Below are 15,729 nucleotides of genomic sequence, written 5' to 3' on the forward strand. Positions count from 1 at the left end.
CGACGTTGCTCCTGTCATGGGCATCGGCTATCCAACCGGCAGCCAATGCCGGCAGAACGGAGCCCTCCATGACCAACACCACCATCCTCAAATTCGGCGCCGTCGAGCATGCCGATGGCGAAGACCTGCCGGGCTGGGTTGCTGTCGAGGGCTGCCCGACCATGCAGACCGCCGTGCAGCACACCACCGCCGACGGCAAGGTGATGTCGGGCACCTGGCGGGCCTCGCCCGGCACTTACCACGCCACCTACACCGACTACGAATTCGTACACATGATCGCCGGCCGCATCATCATCACGCCGGATGGCGGCGCGCCGGTCGAGGTTGGCCCCGGCGATGCGTTTGTGGTCGAAGCCGATTTCAAGGGCACATGGAAGATCCTCGAGCCGGTGACCAAGCATTTCGTCGTCAAGCTTGCTTGATCGACGTCGTCAGGCTTGCCTGATCGACATCCTCAAGCTTGCCTGATCGACGTCGTCGGCCCGAGAGGACGATGGGGCGCCAGTCGCCAATGAGGGCGCTACAGCAGTTGGAACGTCTTGGCGCTCGACCGCGTTTATGTCCATCAGGAGTATCAAAACAGATGGTCATTCAAACGGACTACCGAACGAATAGAGCCGACTATGCGATTGCGGCAAAGCCGAAGCTTACTGGCACTGCTGTTGCGGCTGAGGCCAAGAAGAAGGCGGTGCGACGTCACGATCAGCTTGATGATCAGCGTTCCGCCAGACTGTCAGCAAATCCATCGGATACGTCGGACAAGCCTGAACCCAGATCGCGCGGCTAGGTTTGGCAGCCAATGCCCGGAACTTTTCGCAGGGCCAGGACTGCTGTCGGGTCGCCGGCGCGTTAGCCAAGAGCGAGCGGCGCACTCCGCTGAGTGCATGCCGCTCGTCCGGCGCCGGGCCGTCAATGCTGTTGTAACGAAACCCCCCAGCCCCGTCTCAACCGCCACGGCCATGGCGTGACCCATGGCTTGGTATACGCATGCATCCCCGCGACCTGTCAACGGCGGCCGCCAAGGTGCCGGAAGGTCGATCTTCACTCTTGCCGGCGCCTTTTCAAATCCGGCGCGCGGGTGCCATTCGTCGCTGCGAACAGTGGTGGAAATGGCGGTTTTCTGGGCTTTTTGAGAGCTCGGGGCTAAGCGAAATGCCACCTGCAGGTCGTCATCTAGGCGCTTGAATCGACTTGTTTTTCCCGGCTGAAACGTTTCAGGAAAGGCGGTTTTCAACCTGACTTTTTTTGGGTGTATTTGCCCCAGGGTCACTTTTGGCCCGCAAGCCGGTCACGCCGGTCTGTCACGCAGAGGGTTCGGTCATGAATTGCCGTCGGCCAATCGAGGCTTCGGCGCCGCTGCGGAGCGCCGCGCTATGCCGCTGATGACATAGGCGGCAGCGCCCAGCGCCGTGATCCAGAAGCTCGTTGGCCAGTCGGTCAGGAAGGCGAGCGACAGGCTGATCCAGGCGATGACCACGGCGAGCGCGATCGAGGCCAGCACGCCGGCGGCGACGCCGCTGGTCAGCCTGAGCGCGGTGGCGGCGGGCGCCACCATCAGCGCGAAGACCAGCAGCACGCCGACGATCTGCACCGCCTCGGAGGTGGCGACGGCGACCAGCACCATGAACAGGATCGAGACCAGGGTGATCGGCACGCCGCGCGCTTCGGCCAGTTCCGGCTGCAGGCTGGCGAACAGCAGCGGCCGGGCGATCAGCACCAAAGCGGCGAGGATCGCCACCGCCAGCACTGCAAGCACGATGACGGTGCGCAGGCTGATGCCCAGCACATTGCCGAACAGCACGTTGGTCGCCTGCGAGGCAAAGGCGGTGTAGAAATGCAGGAACAGCAGGCCAAGGCCGAGCGACAGCGTCAGCACGATGCCGATGGCGACGTCGCGATGCGCACGCTCGCCGAGCAGGCCGATGCCGATGCCGGCGACGATGGTGAACACGGTCAGGCCGAAAAACGGCGACAGGCCGATCAGTCCGGCGCCGGTGGCGCCGGGAAAGCCGACATGGGCAAGTGCATGGCCGGCGAAGGTCTGCCCCCTGAGCACGAGGAAATAGCCGACCGCGCCGGATACGATGCCGACGATGGTGCAGGCATAGAAAGCGTTGCGCATGAATTCATAGTCAAAGATCGTGGACATGCGCCCCGCTCTCCAGTTCGACATCGTCGGCCATGACGAAAATACGGCCGGCAACCCGCACCACATTGATGTGGGTGCCGTAAAGTTTCGACAGCACCGGGCCGCTGATGACCTCGTCGACGGAGCCGATCGCCGCATTGCCGTTGCCGAGATAGAGCACGCGGTCGACGGCGCGCAGCAGCGGGTTGATCTCGTGCGAGCAGAACAGCACGGCGATGCCCAGCCGCTCGCCGATCTCATGCACCAGATCGATGATCGCGCGCTGGTGCGCGGCATCGAGGCTGATCAGCGGCTCGTCGAGCAAAAGCAGTTGCGGATCGCCGATGAGCGATTGCGCGATCAGGATGCGCTGACGCTCGCCGCCGGAAAGTTCGGCCAGCGGCCGCCGCGCAAGATCGGTGGCGCCGATCGCTTCGAGCGCCTTCCAGGCGGCCTCCTTCTCGGCGGCAGACGGGACCGGCCAGCCCCAGCGATGCCCGCCCGCAGCGCTCAGCACGAAGTCGAGCCCGCTGATGCCGACATCGGCAAGCGCACGCCGCGCCTGCGGCATGTAGCCGATCGCAGCATTGCCGCGCGTCGGCGGTTTGCCGAGCACCGAGATGGCGCCGCCGGCCGGCTTGATCAGCCCGAGTATGGCGCGCAGCATCGTCGTCTTGCCGGCGCCATTGGCGCCGAGCAGGCCGACAAAGGCGCCTTGCGGAATCGAAAAGGAGACGTCGGATAAAACCCGGCGTCCCCCGTAGGTCAGCGTGACCTTGTCAAACTCGATTGCGTTCATTCAATCACGTTCATTGGCAATCACGTTCATTGGCAGTCACGTTCACTGTGTGCGGGCGGCGAGTGCCTTCTGGACCGCGTCGATCTGGCCGCCGAACCAGGACTGGATCGTCTGTCCCGCCGGCTCGGTTTCGGTGACGCCGATGACGGTTACCTTGTTTTGTTTGGCAATGTCGAGCAGCCTTGTCGTTGCCTCATCGGTCACCTGCGAATTGTAGAACAGGATCTTGGCCGAGCCATCCTTCAGGCTGTTCTCGAACGCCGCCACCTGGGTTGCGCTCGGCTCCGCATCGTTCATCAGGGTCACCTGGAAATCATAGTTCAGCATTTTCAGGCCGAGCGCTTCGGCCATGTAACCGAACACCGGCTCGGTGGCGGTCACCCCGGTGCCGCCATAGGCCTTCTTGACGTCGGCGATTTCCGTGTTGATCGCCTCGAGCGAGGTCTGGAAGGCCTTGAGATTGGCTTCGTAGTGCACGGCATTGGCCGGATCGCGCTTGGCAAGATCGGCACTCAGCGCCTTGGCAATCGCCGGCAGCGTCGCCGGGTCGTACCACAGATGCGGATTGTCGCCCGACTTCTTGCCGATCAGGTCGGCGGCAATGATCGTCGTGCGGTCCTTGGCTGTCGAGGCCGACAACAGCTTGTCCATCCACGGATCGTAATCGGCGCCGTTGTAGATGACGATCTTGGCGTCGGCGATGGTGCGCGCCGTCGACGGGCTGGTCTCGAACAGATGCGGATCGTCGTCGGGATTGGCCAGGATGCTGGTAACCGTGACACTGCTGCCGCCGATCTGGCGAGCGAGGTCGCCATAGAAATTCTCCGCCGCCACAATGGTGAGCTTGTCTTCGGCACGGGCGGCCGTCCCGGTCAGCAGCGGCACCGCAACCAGCAGCGCGGCGAGAAAGGGAATGGGACGCATGCGTGGTCTCCTTGCACTCTGAAGGTACGTCGCCGGAGAGGCGGGCCGTGTAACTGTATTACAGTAACAATATAACGTTTGCGTCGAAAGCACGGTCGGTGTCAATGGCCTTTTTAAGCGCCGAACTTTTTTGCGCGCACAAAAGCGTGAGCGGCGCGCACCGATCATGCGGGGCGGGCCGTGCCTGTCACCGATGCGCGAAAGGGCAGGGGCTGGGCACGCGGCTGTAGCAGATTGCAGCTTTACCTAACCCATGGTCAGTTTTTCGGGCGTCTTCCCTCCCACGCGTCCTGCAACAGGGCGCGGATTGCGGCGCGGTCGAAAGGCCGCGGATTCCAGTATGGGTTCCTGGTAGCGATCTCAGCGGCACGGTCGAGATCGGCTTGCTTGAGGCCGAGTTCCCTGAGCGACAGCGGCGCGCCGACCGCCTTGGCGAAATCGTATAGGCCGCCGCCGGCGCTGCCGCCAAAGATCTCGGTGACAGGCTTGAGCAGCTCGGGCACGGCCACCGCGTTGAATCCGATCGTGTGCGGCAGCATCACCGCATGGGTCTCGGCATGCGGCATGTCGAAGGAACCGCCCAGCGTGTGGCAGATCTTGTGATGCAGCGCCATGCCGACAGTGCCGAGCACCATGCCGCACAGCCAGGCGCCGTAGAGCGCATCGCTGCGTGCTTCGAGATTTCTCGGCTCTTTCACCAGCACGGGAAGGGCAGCCTTGAGCGCACGCAACCCTTCGGTCGCCATCAGCGTCGAAATCGGATTGCGGTCCCGCGCGTAAAGCGCCTCGGCCGCATGTGCCATGGCGTTGAGGCCAGAGGTGATGCTCATCGCCACCGGTAGGCCGACGGTCAGCTCCGGATCATAGATCACCACCTCCGGCAGGATTTTTGCATCGCGCACCGTGGTCTTTTCGCCGTTCTCGGTCTGCCCGAGGATCGGGGTCACTTCGGAGCCGGCATAGGTGGTCGGAATGACGATCTGCGGCAGGTCGGTTCGATACGCGATCGCCTTGCCGAGGCCCGTGGTCGAACCACCGCCCAGGGCGACGACGCAGTCTGCCTGAACCTCCGTTGCCTTGCCGATTGCGGCGTCCGTTACCTCGACAGGCGTGTGCATCGCCGCACCCGAGAACACGCCTGCCGCCAACGGTCCGAGCCGTTTCGCCAGCACCTCGCCATCCGCCGCTCGATGCGGCGTCGACAACACCAGCGCGCGCCTGCAGCCGAGCTTTTCGATCCAGGCCGCGACCTGCGACGAGGCCCCATTGCCGAAGACAATATGTGCCGGACTGCCGGAATAGGTGAACTGCCGCGTCATGCCGCCCGGCTCCCCTTAAGCACCATCACCATGAGCCAAAATCGAGCGACCCGCCATCACCGCTCTTGCCGGCGACCCGCCTGAAATCGCCGACCGGTCCGGTCTGGCCTGTAACGGGGGCAGGGCGACCCTGCTGGCGGAATAGGCCTCTTTGAACGATCCCATTGCCGGTCTGGGGCATGTTTCTCTCCACCTTCGCCCACCAGGGACGGTAGCGCGCAGCCAGGATACAAGATGATGATTTCCGCCCGATTTGATAGACCATATTGGCTCGGCGCGCCGACACGCCGCGCGCGCCAGCCGTCGATGCCTTCTCCGGGCATATCCGCCAGAGCTTCGACAACCTCAAGCATCTGATCGATCTGAAAGCGTGTCGTCCCGGCCTGCCGAAAGCCGGGACGCCCTCACCGTGCTACTTGTTCGGCGCCTCAGCGCTGAGCAGCGAACGCATCAATGCAGCCTGGCTGCGCACTCCGGTCTTGTCGAAAATGCGCTGCAATTGGGTGCGCAGCGTGTTGACGCTGACAGCGAGGAGGTTGGCGGCGCCCGCGAGGTCGTGGCCATCGACGATCAAGCGGGCAAGTCTGACCTGCGCGGGTGAGAGACCATAGATCTCCCGCGCTCCATCGATCCGGCGTGCGACCGTCTCGGCATCGTCGAACGACACCAGCGCCTTGCCGTCCTCAAGCAGGACCCAGCAGTGGAGCGGCACCCCCGCCACGTCCTCGCCAAGTGCCACCGCCCAGGCCTGCTTCGGTGCAACGCTCAGCGGTCTCTGGCCCTGCAGCTCGTCAAAGGCCATGCGCACGGTGTCACGAAGCGCCAGGTCGCGCTCGCGCCGCCTGGCGCGCAGGCGCCCAGCGCTGGCGACAAGCCCCGGATGGCTGCGCATCCGCTCCCGCGCCAGCCGGTTCGTCCAGAGGATCCGCGCATCCGCGTCGACCTCGATCAGCGGACAGTTCGCCTGTTCGACGGTGCTCTCCATCATCACCATGCAGCCGATTTTCCAAGCACCGTCGGTCCGATGCATTATTTTGAGCACGCGCTTCAGATCATCGCCGGTATCGGTCCCGATCTGGTCGTAGGTAACCCAAGCCATATTCCCGCCGACGACGACGTTGACCTTCTCCCAGCGGACGCGCTGCATGAAAGCCTTTTTCTCTGGAAAGCGCTCCACGATCTTCTTAAGTCGAGCCGCGATAGCGTCCCAGCCTTCGTCTACCCGGATGCCCAGCGAGGCGAAGGCCTCCATCCGCCGGGTCTGCTGCGTCTGCACCCAGTGGCTCGCCAACGCCTCGAAGTCTCGCTGCAACCAAGCCTCGGTCTCGGCCCGGATCACTGCCTGGATCGCGGCTTTGTCGTCCTCGCTTTCGCCCATCCCGTGATCTCCCGTGAGGTCGGGTCGCAACATAACACGGCTGATATCTTGCAGCATAAGGCAGCCTCAGATCAGGGTTGTGCCGAGGATTAGGATCAGCCCGGCCGTCATCGCGAACGACCCAAGCAGCCCCGGGCTCAAGTGCGGCAGGACGATCTGGCTTGAGTAGTATCGATCCTCTGCCTGGGCACTCATCGGCCCCGGTCGGGCACCGGCATGAATGTGTGTGGCGGCGAGACTGTAGATGTCCATAACGTCCTCCGGTCCTTGCGCTCTCATCTCAGGCATCCTTGCACGGACAGGCACCCTGGCCTGTCATGCGTACGGACGACACCCAAGGAACCGGCAGGTCCTTCAGGCCCGGCGATCGGCTGTGATTGGGAATCGGTTTACGGTACCCGCAAACACGCCGCCCTGCTCGCAACCGCGTTGCCTCGACCGCAAAAATGTCAAAAAAGTATCAGTGATGTGGACACACCGTGGTGGCGGCGGCAAGGATTGCCGCCTAAGCTTTGATCACTGCAGAGAGCGGCAAACGCGGCCTGCGGAAGAGGGCACTGCAACTGGTCGCATGACCGGACCGGCGCCGGGAGGAACTGATATGAATCCGGACTTGGAAGTCGTCCAGATCAGACGTGGCGAGTCGTTCAAGGCCTGGGCCCACGGCTACCCCTTTCACACTGTGCGCTGGCACTTCCATCCCGAATACGAAATCCACCATGTCGTCGCCACCACCGGCCACTATTTCGTCGGCGATTTTATCGGCGAGTTCGAACCCGGCAATCTCGTGCTCACCGGCCCGAACCTGCCGCACAACTGGGTCAGCGATGTGCCGGCCGGCACCAGCGTGCCGTTGCGCGGCCGCGTCGTACAATTCTCGCAAGAGTTCATCGCCGATGCCACGGCGGCGTTACCCGAACTTGCCGGTTGTGAAAACATTCTCGAGCTTAGCCGCCGCGGCGCGCTGTTCTCGGCTGCCACCGCGAAGCTCGCGGCGCCGGTGCTGGCCGAACTGGTCGAGGCGCAAGGCGTGCGCCGCATCGCGCTGTTCATGGAAACGATCGATATCTTGAGCCGCGCCGCCGATGTGCGGACCCTGACCAGCGCCAGCTATCTGCCTGATCCCTCGGGCTTCATGTCGGCCGGCGTCAACAAGGCGCTTGCCTATATCAACGCCAACCTGACCGAGCCGTTCAGCGAAAGCGATTTGGCGGCGACTGCCGGACGCAGCCCGAGCGCGTTTTCGCGCAGCTTCCGCCGTCACACCGGCATGGCGCTCGTGCAGTACGTCAACCGGCTCCGCATCAACCTCGCCTGCCAGTTGCTGATGAGCGAGGCTGACATGCCGATCACCGAGATCTGCTACGCCGCCGGCTACAACAACATCTCGAATTTCAACCGCCAGTTCCTGACCCAGAAAGGCATGTCGCCTTCGCGTTTCAGGGCTTTGCTGGCGGAAAACATCAGTGCGGAGATTGCCGCCTAATAGGGAGGACCGGGAGGAGCTTTAGACATTTGGGAAGAAAGGACGCGGGGTGCGTTGGAGGCACCCCGTGCTGGAGATCGCTTGTCCTGAAATCCAGCGATATCAAGAGGATGCGTGGCACGGATCAAGTGCAACGTCATTCCTCGCAACAGACCGACTTGCAGTCAAGGCCCGGCGCCATGTGGTGACAGGGCTTCGTGAAACCATTCCTTCAAACGGAGATATCAGAATGACCAGATTTGCTTGGAAATCATCCGGCGCCGCAGCGCTGGCGCTTTCGCTTCTCAGCGGCACCGCCGCTTTCGCGGCCCCGGTCACCGACGCCACGGTCGCCTTCCTGATGCCCGACCAGGCCTCGACCCGCTATGAGCAGCACGACTATCCCGGCTTTGCCGCTGAGATGAAAAAGCTCTGCCCCGGCTGCAAGGTGATCTACCAGAATGCCGATGCAGACGCGTCGCGCCAGCAGCAGCAGTTCAATTCGGTCATCTCGCAGGGCGCCAAGGCGATCGTGCTCGACCCCGTCGACTCGACCGCCGCCGCCTCGCTGGTCAAGCTGGCGCAGAGCCAGGGCGTCAAGGTGATCGCCTATGACCGGCCGATCCCGACGGCACCTGCCGACTTCTACGTCTCGTTCAACAATGAAGGCATCGGCAAGGCCATAGCCGACTCGCTGGTCGAGCATCTCAAGGCGCTGAAGGTCGATCCGGCCAGCGGTGGTCTGCTGCAGATTAACGGCTCACCGACCGACGCGGCCGCCGGGCTGATCAAGAAGGGCATCCATTCGAGCCTCGACAACAGCGGCTACAAGATCCTGGCCGAGTTCGACACGCCGGAATGGGCGCCGCCGAAGGCGCAGCAATGGGCAAGCGGCCAGATCACCCGCTTCTCCACGCAGATCGTCGGCGTCGTCGCCGCCAATGACGGCACCGGCGGTGGCGCCATCGCCGCCTTCAAGGCAGCCGGCGTCGATCCGGTGCCGCCCGTCACCGGCAATGACGCGACCATCGCCGCCCTGCAGCTGATCATCGCCGGCGATCAGTACAACACCATCTCCAAGCCGAGTGAGATCGTTGCGGCCGCTGCCGCCAACGTCGCCGTGCAGCTTCTGTCGGGCGAGACGCCGAAGGCCGAGATGACCCTCTACGACACGCCCTCGCAGCTGTTCACACCGGCGGTGGTGACGCAGGAAAACCTCAAGGCCGAGATCATCGACAAGAAGATCAACACCGCCGAAGAGCTTTGCGTCGACCGCTATGCCGAAGGCTGCAAGAAGCTCGGCATCACCAACTGACAATGCATGTCGCCCAAAAGTGCCCAGCGGTTTTGGGATAACGACATGCATAAAAGGAAGACGTAGAATCCTGATCCCGCCTTCCGGCCGCCCCTGCGGTGGCCGGAAGTTCGCAGTCACTCTTGACCGGTCATCCGGAAAGGTTTGCCACTATGTCTGACATCTCTGACGGACCGGTTTCGGCAGGCGAGCTGGTGCTCAGCCTGCGCGGCATTTCGAAGAATTTCGGCGCCGTTTCGGCGCTCACCGACATCGACCTCGATGTTCATGCCGGCGAGGTGGTGGCGCTGGTCGGCGACAATGGCGCCGGCAAGTCGACGCTGGTCAAGATCCTCGCCGGCGTCCACCAGCCGACCTCGGGCACCATCAATTTCCGCGACAAGCAGGTGACCATGCCCGACCCGAGTGCTGCACTGACACTCGGCATCGCCACCGTCTTCCAGGACCTGGCGCTCTGCGAAAACCTCGACGTCGTCGCCAACATCTTCCTCGGCAAGGAGCTCAACCCGCTGCGGCTGGACGAGGTGGCGATGGAGATCCGCGCCTGGACGCTGCTCAACGAATTGTCGGCGCGTATTCCGAGCGTCCGCGAGGCGGTCGCCTCGCTGTCCGGCGGCCAGCGCCAGACCGTGGCAATTGCGCGTTCGCTGCTGCTCGACCCCAAGGTCATCCTGCTTGACGAGCCGACTGCCGCCCTCGGCGTCGCCCAGACAGCGGAGGTGCTGAACCTTATCGACCGTGTGCGCGAACGCGGCCTCGGCGTGCTGATGATCAGCCACAATATGGAAGACGTGCGCGCCGTCGCCGACCGCATCGTCGTGCTGAGATTAGGCCGCAACAATGGTGTCTTCGAACCCGACGCCTCCAACCAGGAACTGGTCAGCGCCATCACCGGCGCCGCCAACAATGCGGTGTCGCGCCGCGCCGAACGGCGCAAGGCAGCACAGGCGCAATCACAGGAGCAGCGGCCATGAGCGCAGAGCCAAAGCAGGACACCTCCGCGTCGACGGCGCTCGACCGCAGCGACGTGCGCGTCAAGCACCAGGCCGGCGTCGGCGGCGCGATTAGCGCCTTCTTCGACCGCGTCCGCTCCGGCGACCTCGGCTCGCTGCCGGTGATCGTCGGGCTGGTCATCATCTGGAGCGTGTTCACCGCCCTCAATCCGGTGTTCGTCTCGTCGAGCAACCTCGTCAATCTTCTGTTCGACTGCTCGACCGTCGGCGTCATCGCGCTCGGCATCGTCTGCGTGCTGATGGTTGGCGAGATCGACCTGTCGGTCGGCTCGATCAGCGGCTTTGCCTCGGCCATGGTCGGCACGCTGTGGGTCAATCAGGGCTGGCCGGTGGCGGTCGCCATCCTCGCAGCACTCGCCGTCGGCGGCTTCATCGGCGCGCTCTATGCTCTGCTGTTCAACCGGCTCGGCATGCCGAGCTTCGTCTCGACGCTCGCCGGTCTGCTCGCCGTGCTCGGCCTGCAGCTCTACATCCTCGGCTCCACCGGCTCGATCAATCTGCCTTACGGTTCGAACCTGGTGAATTTCGGCCAGTTGCTGGTCATGCCGGATTGGCTGTCCTATGCGCTGGCCGCAGTTCCTGGCATCGTCATGCTGATCACCGGCCTGCGCACCGTCAGCCGCCGCCGCGCCGTCAATTTGTCGGCGCCGTCGGTTGGCGGCCTCATCGTGCGCGTCGCCGCCTTGACCATCCTGCTCGAACTGATCGTCGGCTACCTCAACCAGGCGCGCGGCATACCGTGGATGTTCGGCCTGTTCGTGGGTCTTGTGGTGGCGATGAACTATGCGCTGACCCGCACGCAATGGGGCCGCTCGATGACTGCCGTCGGCGGCAACCGTGAAGCAGCGCGCCGCGCCGGCATCAAGGTGCGCTCGATCTATCTCAGCGCCTTCGTCATGTGCTCGATGTTTGCCGCCCTTGGCGGCGTGCTGTCGGCGGCGCGGCTGGCCTCGGCCAGCCAGCAGGCCGGCACCGGCGACGTCAACCTCAACGCCATCGCGGCGGCCGTCATCGGCGGCACCAGCCTGTTCGGCGGCCGCGGCAGCGCCTACTCCGCGCTGCTCGGCATCATCGTCATCCAGTCGATCGCCAGCGGGCTGACCTTGCTCGATCTGTCGTCGTCGCTTCGCTACATGATCACCGGCGCCGTTCTGGCGATCGCGGTCATCGTCGACTCCCTGGCACGGCGCTCGCGGGTTTCCCACGGCCGCGCCTGAACGCAATCACAGTACGAGGACGAAAAGTATGGCTCAGGATCTGAGTGGAAAAGTCGCGGCAATCACCGGCGCCGCGTCGGGCATCGGGCTGGAATGCGCCCGGGCTCTGATTGCCGCCGGTGTGCGCGTCGTGCTCGTCGATCGCGCCGAAGACGCCTTGAGGGGCGTCTGCGCCGAACTCGGCCCGAATGCTATCCCGCTGGTGATCGATCTGATGAAGCCGGCCAGCGTCGCGACCATGATGCCGCAGATCCTGGAGAAGGCCGGCCAGCTCGATATCTTCCACGCTAATGCCGGCGCCTATGTCGGCGGGCCTGTGCTCGACGGCGACCCCGATGCATGGGACCGCGTGCTGAACCTCAACATCAACGCGGTGTTCCGATCCGTGCACGCCGTCCTGCCACACATGGTCGAACGCAAGACCGGCGACATCATCGTCACCTCTTCGATCGCCGGACTGGTGCCGGTGGTCTGGGAGCCGATCTACACCGCCTCCAAACATGCCGTGCAGGCATTCGTCCACACGGTACGCCGCCAGGTTGCCCCGCACGGCCTGCGCGTCGGCGCGGTGCAGCCGGGGCCAGTGGTGACGGCGCTGATCAGCGATTGGCCAAAGGACAAGCTTGACGATGAATTGGCCAAGGGCGGCCTGATTCAACCGATCGAGGTGGCCGAAGCCGTGCTGTTCATGCTGACGCGGCCGCGGAACGTCACCATTCGCGATCTGGTAATCCTGCCGCAGAGCAATGATTTGTGAGGGAAATAGGGCAGTACGGCAGTAGGTGAGGGAGCTTTGCCCTTGCGGCGGACTATTCGCGGCTGACAATCTCCCTACTGCCCTACTGCCCTACTGCCCTACTGCCCTACTGCCCTACTGCCCTACTGCCCACCTCTGAGGTCCCCCCATGTCCCACTTCCTCGGCATCGACGTCGGCACTGGCAGCGCCAGGGCAGGGGTGTTCGACGGCAACGGCGCCATGCTTGCCTCCGCCAAGCGCGACATCGCTCTGTTCCTCGAGCCTGGCGAGATCGCCGAACAGTCGAGCGAGGACATCTGGCGCGCCGTCTGTGCCAGCGTGCGTGAGGCGGTAACGAAGTCGGGGCTCGCCGGGCGCGACATTGGCGGCATCGGCTTCGACGCCACCTGCTCGCTGGTCGTGGTAGGCAAAGGCGGTGCACCATTGGCTGTCGGCGGCTCGGGGGACAGCGAGCGGAACATTATCGTCTGGATGGATCACCGCGCGCTCGACCAGGCGCAGCGCATCAACGCCGGCAAGCACGCCGTGCTCGACTATGTCGGCGGCACCATCTCGCCGGAGATGGAAACGCCGAAGCTGTTGTGGCTGCGCGAAAACCTGCCTGCCACCTTCGATGCGGCGGAGCATTTCTTCGACCTGACCGACTATCTGACCTGGCGCTCGACCGGCAGCCTGGCACGCTCGATCTGCACGCTGACCTGCAAATGGACCTATCTCGGCCATGAGCGGCGCTGGGACGATGCCTATTTTCGTGCCGTCGGCCTCGGCGCGCTGGCCGACGAAGGCTTCGCCCGGATCGGCACTGAAGTGGTCGAGGGCGGCACCGCGCTGGCGAAGGGCCTGACCGAAGCTGCCGCGGCCGATCTCGGCCTGCTGCCGGGAACGCCGGTCGCCGCAGGCCTGATCGATGCCCATGCCGGCGGCGTCGGCACGGTCGGCGGGCAGGGCTCTGTCGGCACGCTGCAGTCGCGCATGGCCTATGTCTTCGGCACGTCGGCCTGCACCATGGCCAGCACCAGCGAACCTGCCTTCGTGCCCGGTGTCTGGGGTCCATATTTCTCCTCGATGGTGCCGGGCCTGTGGCTCAACGAAGGCGGCCAGTCGGCAGCGGGCGCGGCGATCGATCACCTTATCGGTTTGCATGCGGCCGCAGGAGAAGCGTCTGCGAAGGCCAAAGCGGAAGGGCTCAGCCTGGCGGCCTGGCTCGGTCGGCAGGCGGCAAAGCAGTCCGCCGATCTGTCCGCAGTCGCGCACCTTGCCGAAGGGCTGCATGTCGTGCCGGAATTCCTCGGCAACCGCTCGCCCTTCGCCGATCCCGAGGCCAAGGCGCTGATTGCCGGGCTTGGCATGGACACGTCGCTCGACAGTCTCTTCGCGCTCTATGTCGCCGGCCTGCTGGGCATCGGCTATGGCGTGCGCCAGATCGTGGCGGCAATGGCGAAAAAGAACATCGCCATCGACACCATCGTCGTCAGTGGCGGCGCCGCGCAGAGCGGCCTGGTGCGCCAGCTGCTGGCCGACACAACGGGCCTGACCGTCGCCGGCTCGACCTCGCCCGAGCCGGTGCTGCTCGGTTCGGCCATATTGGCTGCGGTGGCGGCCGGAACCTATCCGGATGTGATCGCTGCGATGACCGCCATGTCGCGCATTGGCGATATCTATCGCCCGGCCGGAGGCGATCTCGTGCCCTGGCACGACAAGCGTTTCGCCGCCTTCGAACTGCTGCAGCAAGCAGGCCGCGCGATCCGCGACTGACCAGAGCGCGCCGCCCTCACACCGTCCAGAAATAGCGGACGATGTGGAAAAACACCGGCGCGGCGAAGACCAGGCTGTCGGCGCGGTCCATCATGCCGCCATGGCCCTCGATGAGGTGGCCCCAATCCTTGACGCCCTGGTCGCGCTTGATGGCCGATGCGACCAGCCCGCCGAGAAATCCCATCAGGCAGGCGATGAAGGCGACGCCGGCCGCCGCCAGCGGCGAGAACGGCGTCAGGAACGACAGCAGCGCGCCGAGCAGGCTCGACGCCACCAGCCCGCCGATCAGCCCTTCCCAGGTCTTTGACGGCGAGACGGACGGCGACAGCAGATACCGGCCGAACAGCTTGCCGAAAATGTATTGCAGCACGTCGCTGCCTTGCACGGTGATGATCAGGAAGGCGATGAGCAGGAGGTTGCGGCCCTCGAACCCTGGCACGTCGAGCGTCAGCAGTGCCGGCACGTGGCTGACGCAGTAGACGGAGATCATGACCGCCCATTGCTGCGCCGACACGCGCTCGAGGAAGCGTTCGGTGTCGCCGTTGAGCGCCGTGATCGCCGGCATCAGCAGGAAGCAGTAGACCGGGATGAAGATGGTGAAGAGCCCGTACCAGGCGGTCCACACCAGCCAGTACTGGAAGGGGATAATGATGCCGAACATGCCGAGCAGCACCCAGTGATCGCTGCGCCGGCTGTGCGTCAGCGTCACGAATTCGCGCAGCGCCGCAAACGAGATCAGCGCGAACAGGATGGTCATGCCGGTGCGGCCGAAGAAGAAGGCGACGGTGATCGCCAGCACCATAACCCACCAGGCATTGATGCGCTGGTTGAGGTTGACGAGCGTCGAGGGCAGTGGCTTCGGCGCCCGCCACGACAGGATGCCGGCAACGACGCTCGCCGTGGTCAGCACGCAGACAAGGCCTACCAGCAGGATGACGGTTTCATGCATCGGCGGCAGCATCATGCGAAGTCTCTTTGCCTGGTCATGGCTAGTCGTCCCGATCGGGGCGAGGGTCGAGCGACAGCAGTGTCTGGCGGGCGCGCTCCAGGAAAGCGCGGCGCTCCTCGCCGGGCTCGATCGCCACCGGCGGACCGAAGACGACGCGGCAAAGAAGCGGCACCGGCAGGAACTGGCCCTTGGGCAACACGCGCGACATGTTCTCGATCCAGCACGGGATGAGTTCGACGTCGGGCCGCGCCATCGACAGATTGTAGAGGCCGGAGCGGAACGGCAGCAGATCCGCCTCCGTCGTGTTGCGTGTGCCCTCCGGAAACAGGATCAGCGAATGGCCGTCATCGAGCACCGACAGCATGATCGAGATCGGGTTCTGCGTCTCGTCGGTCCACTGCCGGTGGATGAGAACGGACGACAACATGTCCTCGGCAATGAAGCGGCGCAGCCGCGACTTGCCCCAATATTCGGCCGCCGCGACGGCATGCGTACGTGCGCGCACCTTCTCGCTGAGGCAGGCCGACAGCAGGATGAAATCGCCATGGCTGGCGTGGTTGGCGAAGTAGATGCGCTGCCTCTCCGATGGCTGGCTGCCGTTCCAGATAGGCCTGACGCCCGTCACCACCCAGGCCATCGCCGACAGGCCGACCGAGGTCACCGTCTGCAGCAAGGTGAAGGTGTTGGCGCGAATGTGAAGTTTTGTCAT

The 15,729-nt window shown here is 64.3% G+C and carries 15 protein-coding genes; 7 read left to right on the forward strand and 8 right to left on the reverse strand.

Annotation, left to right across the window (positions count from 1 at the left end; all coding sequences use genetic code 11):
• The first annotated feature begins 68 nt into the window (after positions 1-68).
• Positions 69-422 (forward strand): cupin domain-containing protein, encoded by a 354-nt coding sequence (locus ACWGTI_RS19630; RefSeq protein ID WP_454588640.1) that lies wholly within the window; start codon positions 69-71, stop codon positions 420-422.
• Between the two features lie 896 nt (positions 423-1,318).
• Here ACWGTI_RS19630 and ACWGTI_RS19635 read toward each other — a convergent pair.
• The 6 genes from ACWGTI_RS19635 to ACWGTI_RS19660 all read right to left on the reverse strand — a co-directional run bounded on the left by ACWGTI_RS19635 (position 1,319) and on the right by ACWGTI_RS19660 (position 6,800).
• On the reverse strand, positions 1,319-2,149 hold the full coding sequence (locus tag ACWGTI_RS19635) for a metal ABC transporter permease (RefSeq protein WP_454588641.1): 831 nt from the start codon (positions 2,147-2,149) through the stop codon (positions 1,319-1,321).
• Entirely contained in the window at positions 2,133-2,927 is a 795-nt protein-coding gene (locus ACWGTI_RS19640; protein ID WP_454588642.1) for a metal ABC transporter ATP-binding protein, read from the reverse strand. Before ACWGTI_RS19640 ends, ACWGTI_RS19635 begins: the two co-directional genes overlap by 17 nt.
• Positions 2,928-2,969: 42 nt before the next feature.
• Positions 2,970-3,851 (reverse strand): metal ABC transporter solute-binding protein, Zn/Mn family, encoded by an 882-nt coding sequence (locus tag ACWGTI_RS19645; protein WP_454588643.1) that lies wholly within the window; start codon positions 3,849-3,851, stop codon positions 2,970-2,972.
• 257 nt (positions 3,852-4,108) lie between these two features.
• A complete protein-coding gene (locus tag ACWGTI_RS19650) occupies positions 4,109-5,170 on the reverse strand; it encodes a maleylacetate reductase (protein WP_454588644.1) in 1,062 nt (353 codons plus the stop codon).
• A gap of 412 nt (positions 5,171-5,582) precedes the next feature.
• On the reverse strand, positions 5,583-6,605 hold the full coding sequence (locus ACWGTI_RS19655) for a LuxR family transcriptional regulator (RefSeq protein ID WP_454588645.1): 1,023 nt from the start codon (positions 6,603-6,605) through the stop codon (positions 5,583-5,585).
• Positions 6,606-6,614: 9 nt separating this feature from the next.
• Complete coding sequence (locus ACWGTI_RS19660; RefSeq protein WP_454588646.1) at positions 6,615-6,800, reverse strand: hypothetical protein; 186 nt, start codon at positions 6,798-6,800, stop codon at positions 6,615-6,617.
• A 349-nt stretch (positions 6,801-7,149) separates the two neighbouring features.
• Here ACWGTI_RS19660 and ACWGTI_RS19665 point away from each other — a divergent pair, with 349 nt between their 5' ends.
• The 6 genes from ACWGTI_RS19665 to ACWGTI_RS19690 all read left to right on the forward strand — a co-directional run bounded on the left by ACWGTI_RS19665 (position 7,150) and on the right by ACWGTI_RS19690 (position 14,071).
• The gene (locus ACWGTI_RS19665) at positions 7,150-8,034 is read left to right on the forward strand and encodes an AraC family transcriptional regulator (protein ID WP_454588647.1); all 885 of its coding nucleotides are present in this window, start codon (positions 7,150-7,152) and stop codon (positions 8,032-8,034) included.
• A 229-nt stretch (positions 8,035-8,263) separates the two neighbouring features.
• Entirely contained in the window at positions 8,264-9,328 is a 1,065-nt protein-coding gene (locus tag ACWGTI_RS19670) for an ABC transporter substrate-binding protein (protein WP_454577350.1), read from the forward strand.
• A gap of 152 nt (positions 9,329-9,480) precedes the next feature.
• Positions 9,481-10,302, forward strand: a complete 822-nt coding sequence (locus tag ACWGTI_RS19675; protein ID WP_454577349.1) for an ATP-binding cassette domain-containing protein — start codon at positions 9,481-9,483, stop codon at positions 10,300-10,302.
• A complete protein-coding gene (locus tag ACWGTI_RS19680) occupies positions 10,299-11,558 on the forward strand; it encodes a sugar ABC transporter permease (RefSeq protein WP_454588648.1) in 1,260 nt (419 codons plus the stop codon). Before ACWGTI_RS19675 ends, ACWGTI_RS19680 begins: the two co-directional genes overlap by 4 nt.
• A 28-nt stretch (positions 11,559-11,586) precedes the next feature.
• Entirely contained in the window at positions 11,587-12,315 is a 729-nt protein-coding gene (locus tag ACWGTI_RS19685) for an SDR family oxidoreductase (protein ID WP_454588649.1), read from the forward strand.
• Positions 12,316-12,463: 148 nt separating this feature from the next.
• Positions 12,464-14,071, forward strand: coding sequence for an FGGY-family carbohydrate kinase (locus ACWGTI_RS19690; protein WP_454588650.1), 1,608 nt, complete (start codon positions 12,464-12,466; stop codon positions 14,069-14,071).
• 16 nt (positions 14,072-14,087) lie between these two features.
• Here ACWGTI_RS19690 and ACWGTI_RS19695 read toward each other — a convergent pair whose 3' ends face one another.
• Entirely contained in the window at positions 14,088-15,020 is a 933-nt protein-coding gene (locus ACWGTI_RS19695; protein ID WP_454588828.1) for a phosphatidate cytidylyltransferase, read from the reverse strand.
• 40 nt (positions 15,021-15,060) lie between these two features.
• Positions 15,061-15,729: a lysophospholipid acyltransferase family protein gene (locus ACWGTI_RS19700; protein ID WP_454588651.1), complete on the reverse strand. Its 669-nt coding sequence runs from the start codon at positions 15,727-15,729 to the stop codon at positions 15,061-15,063.

The sequence above is a fragment of the Mesorhizobium sp. ArgA1 genome (assembly GCF_053714375.1).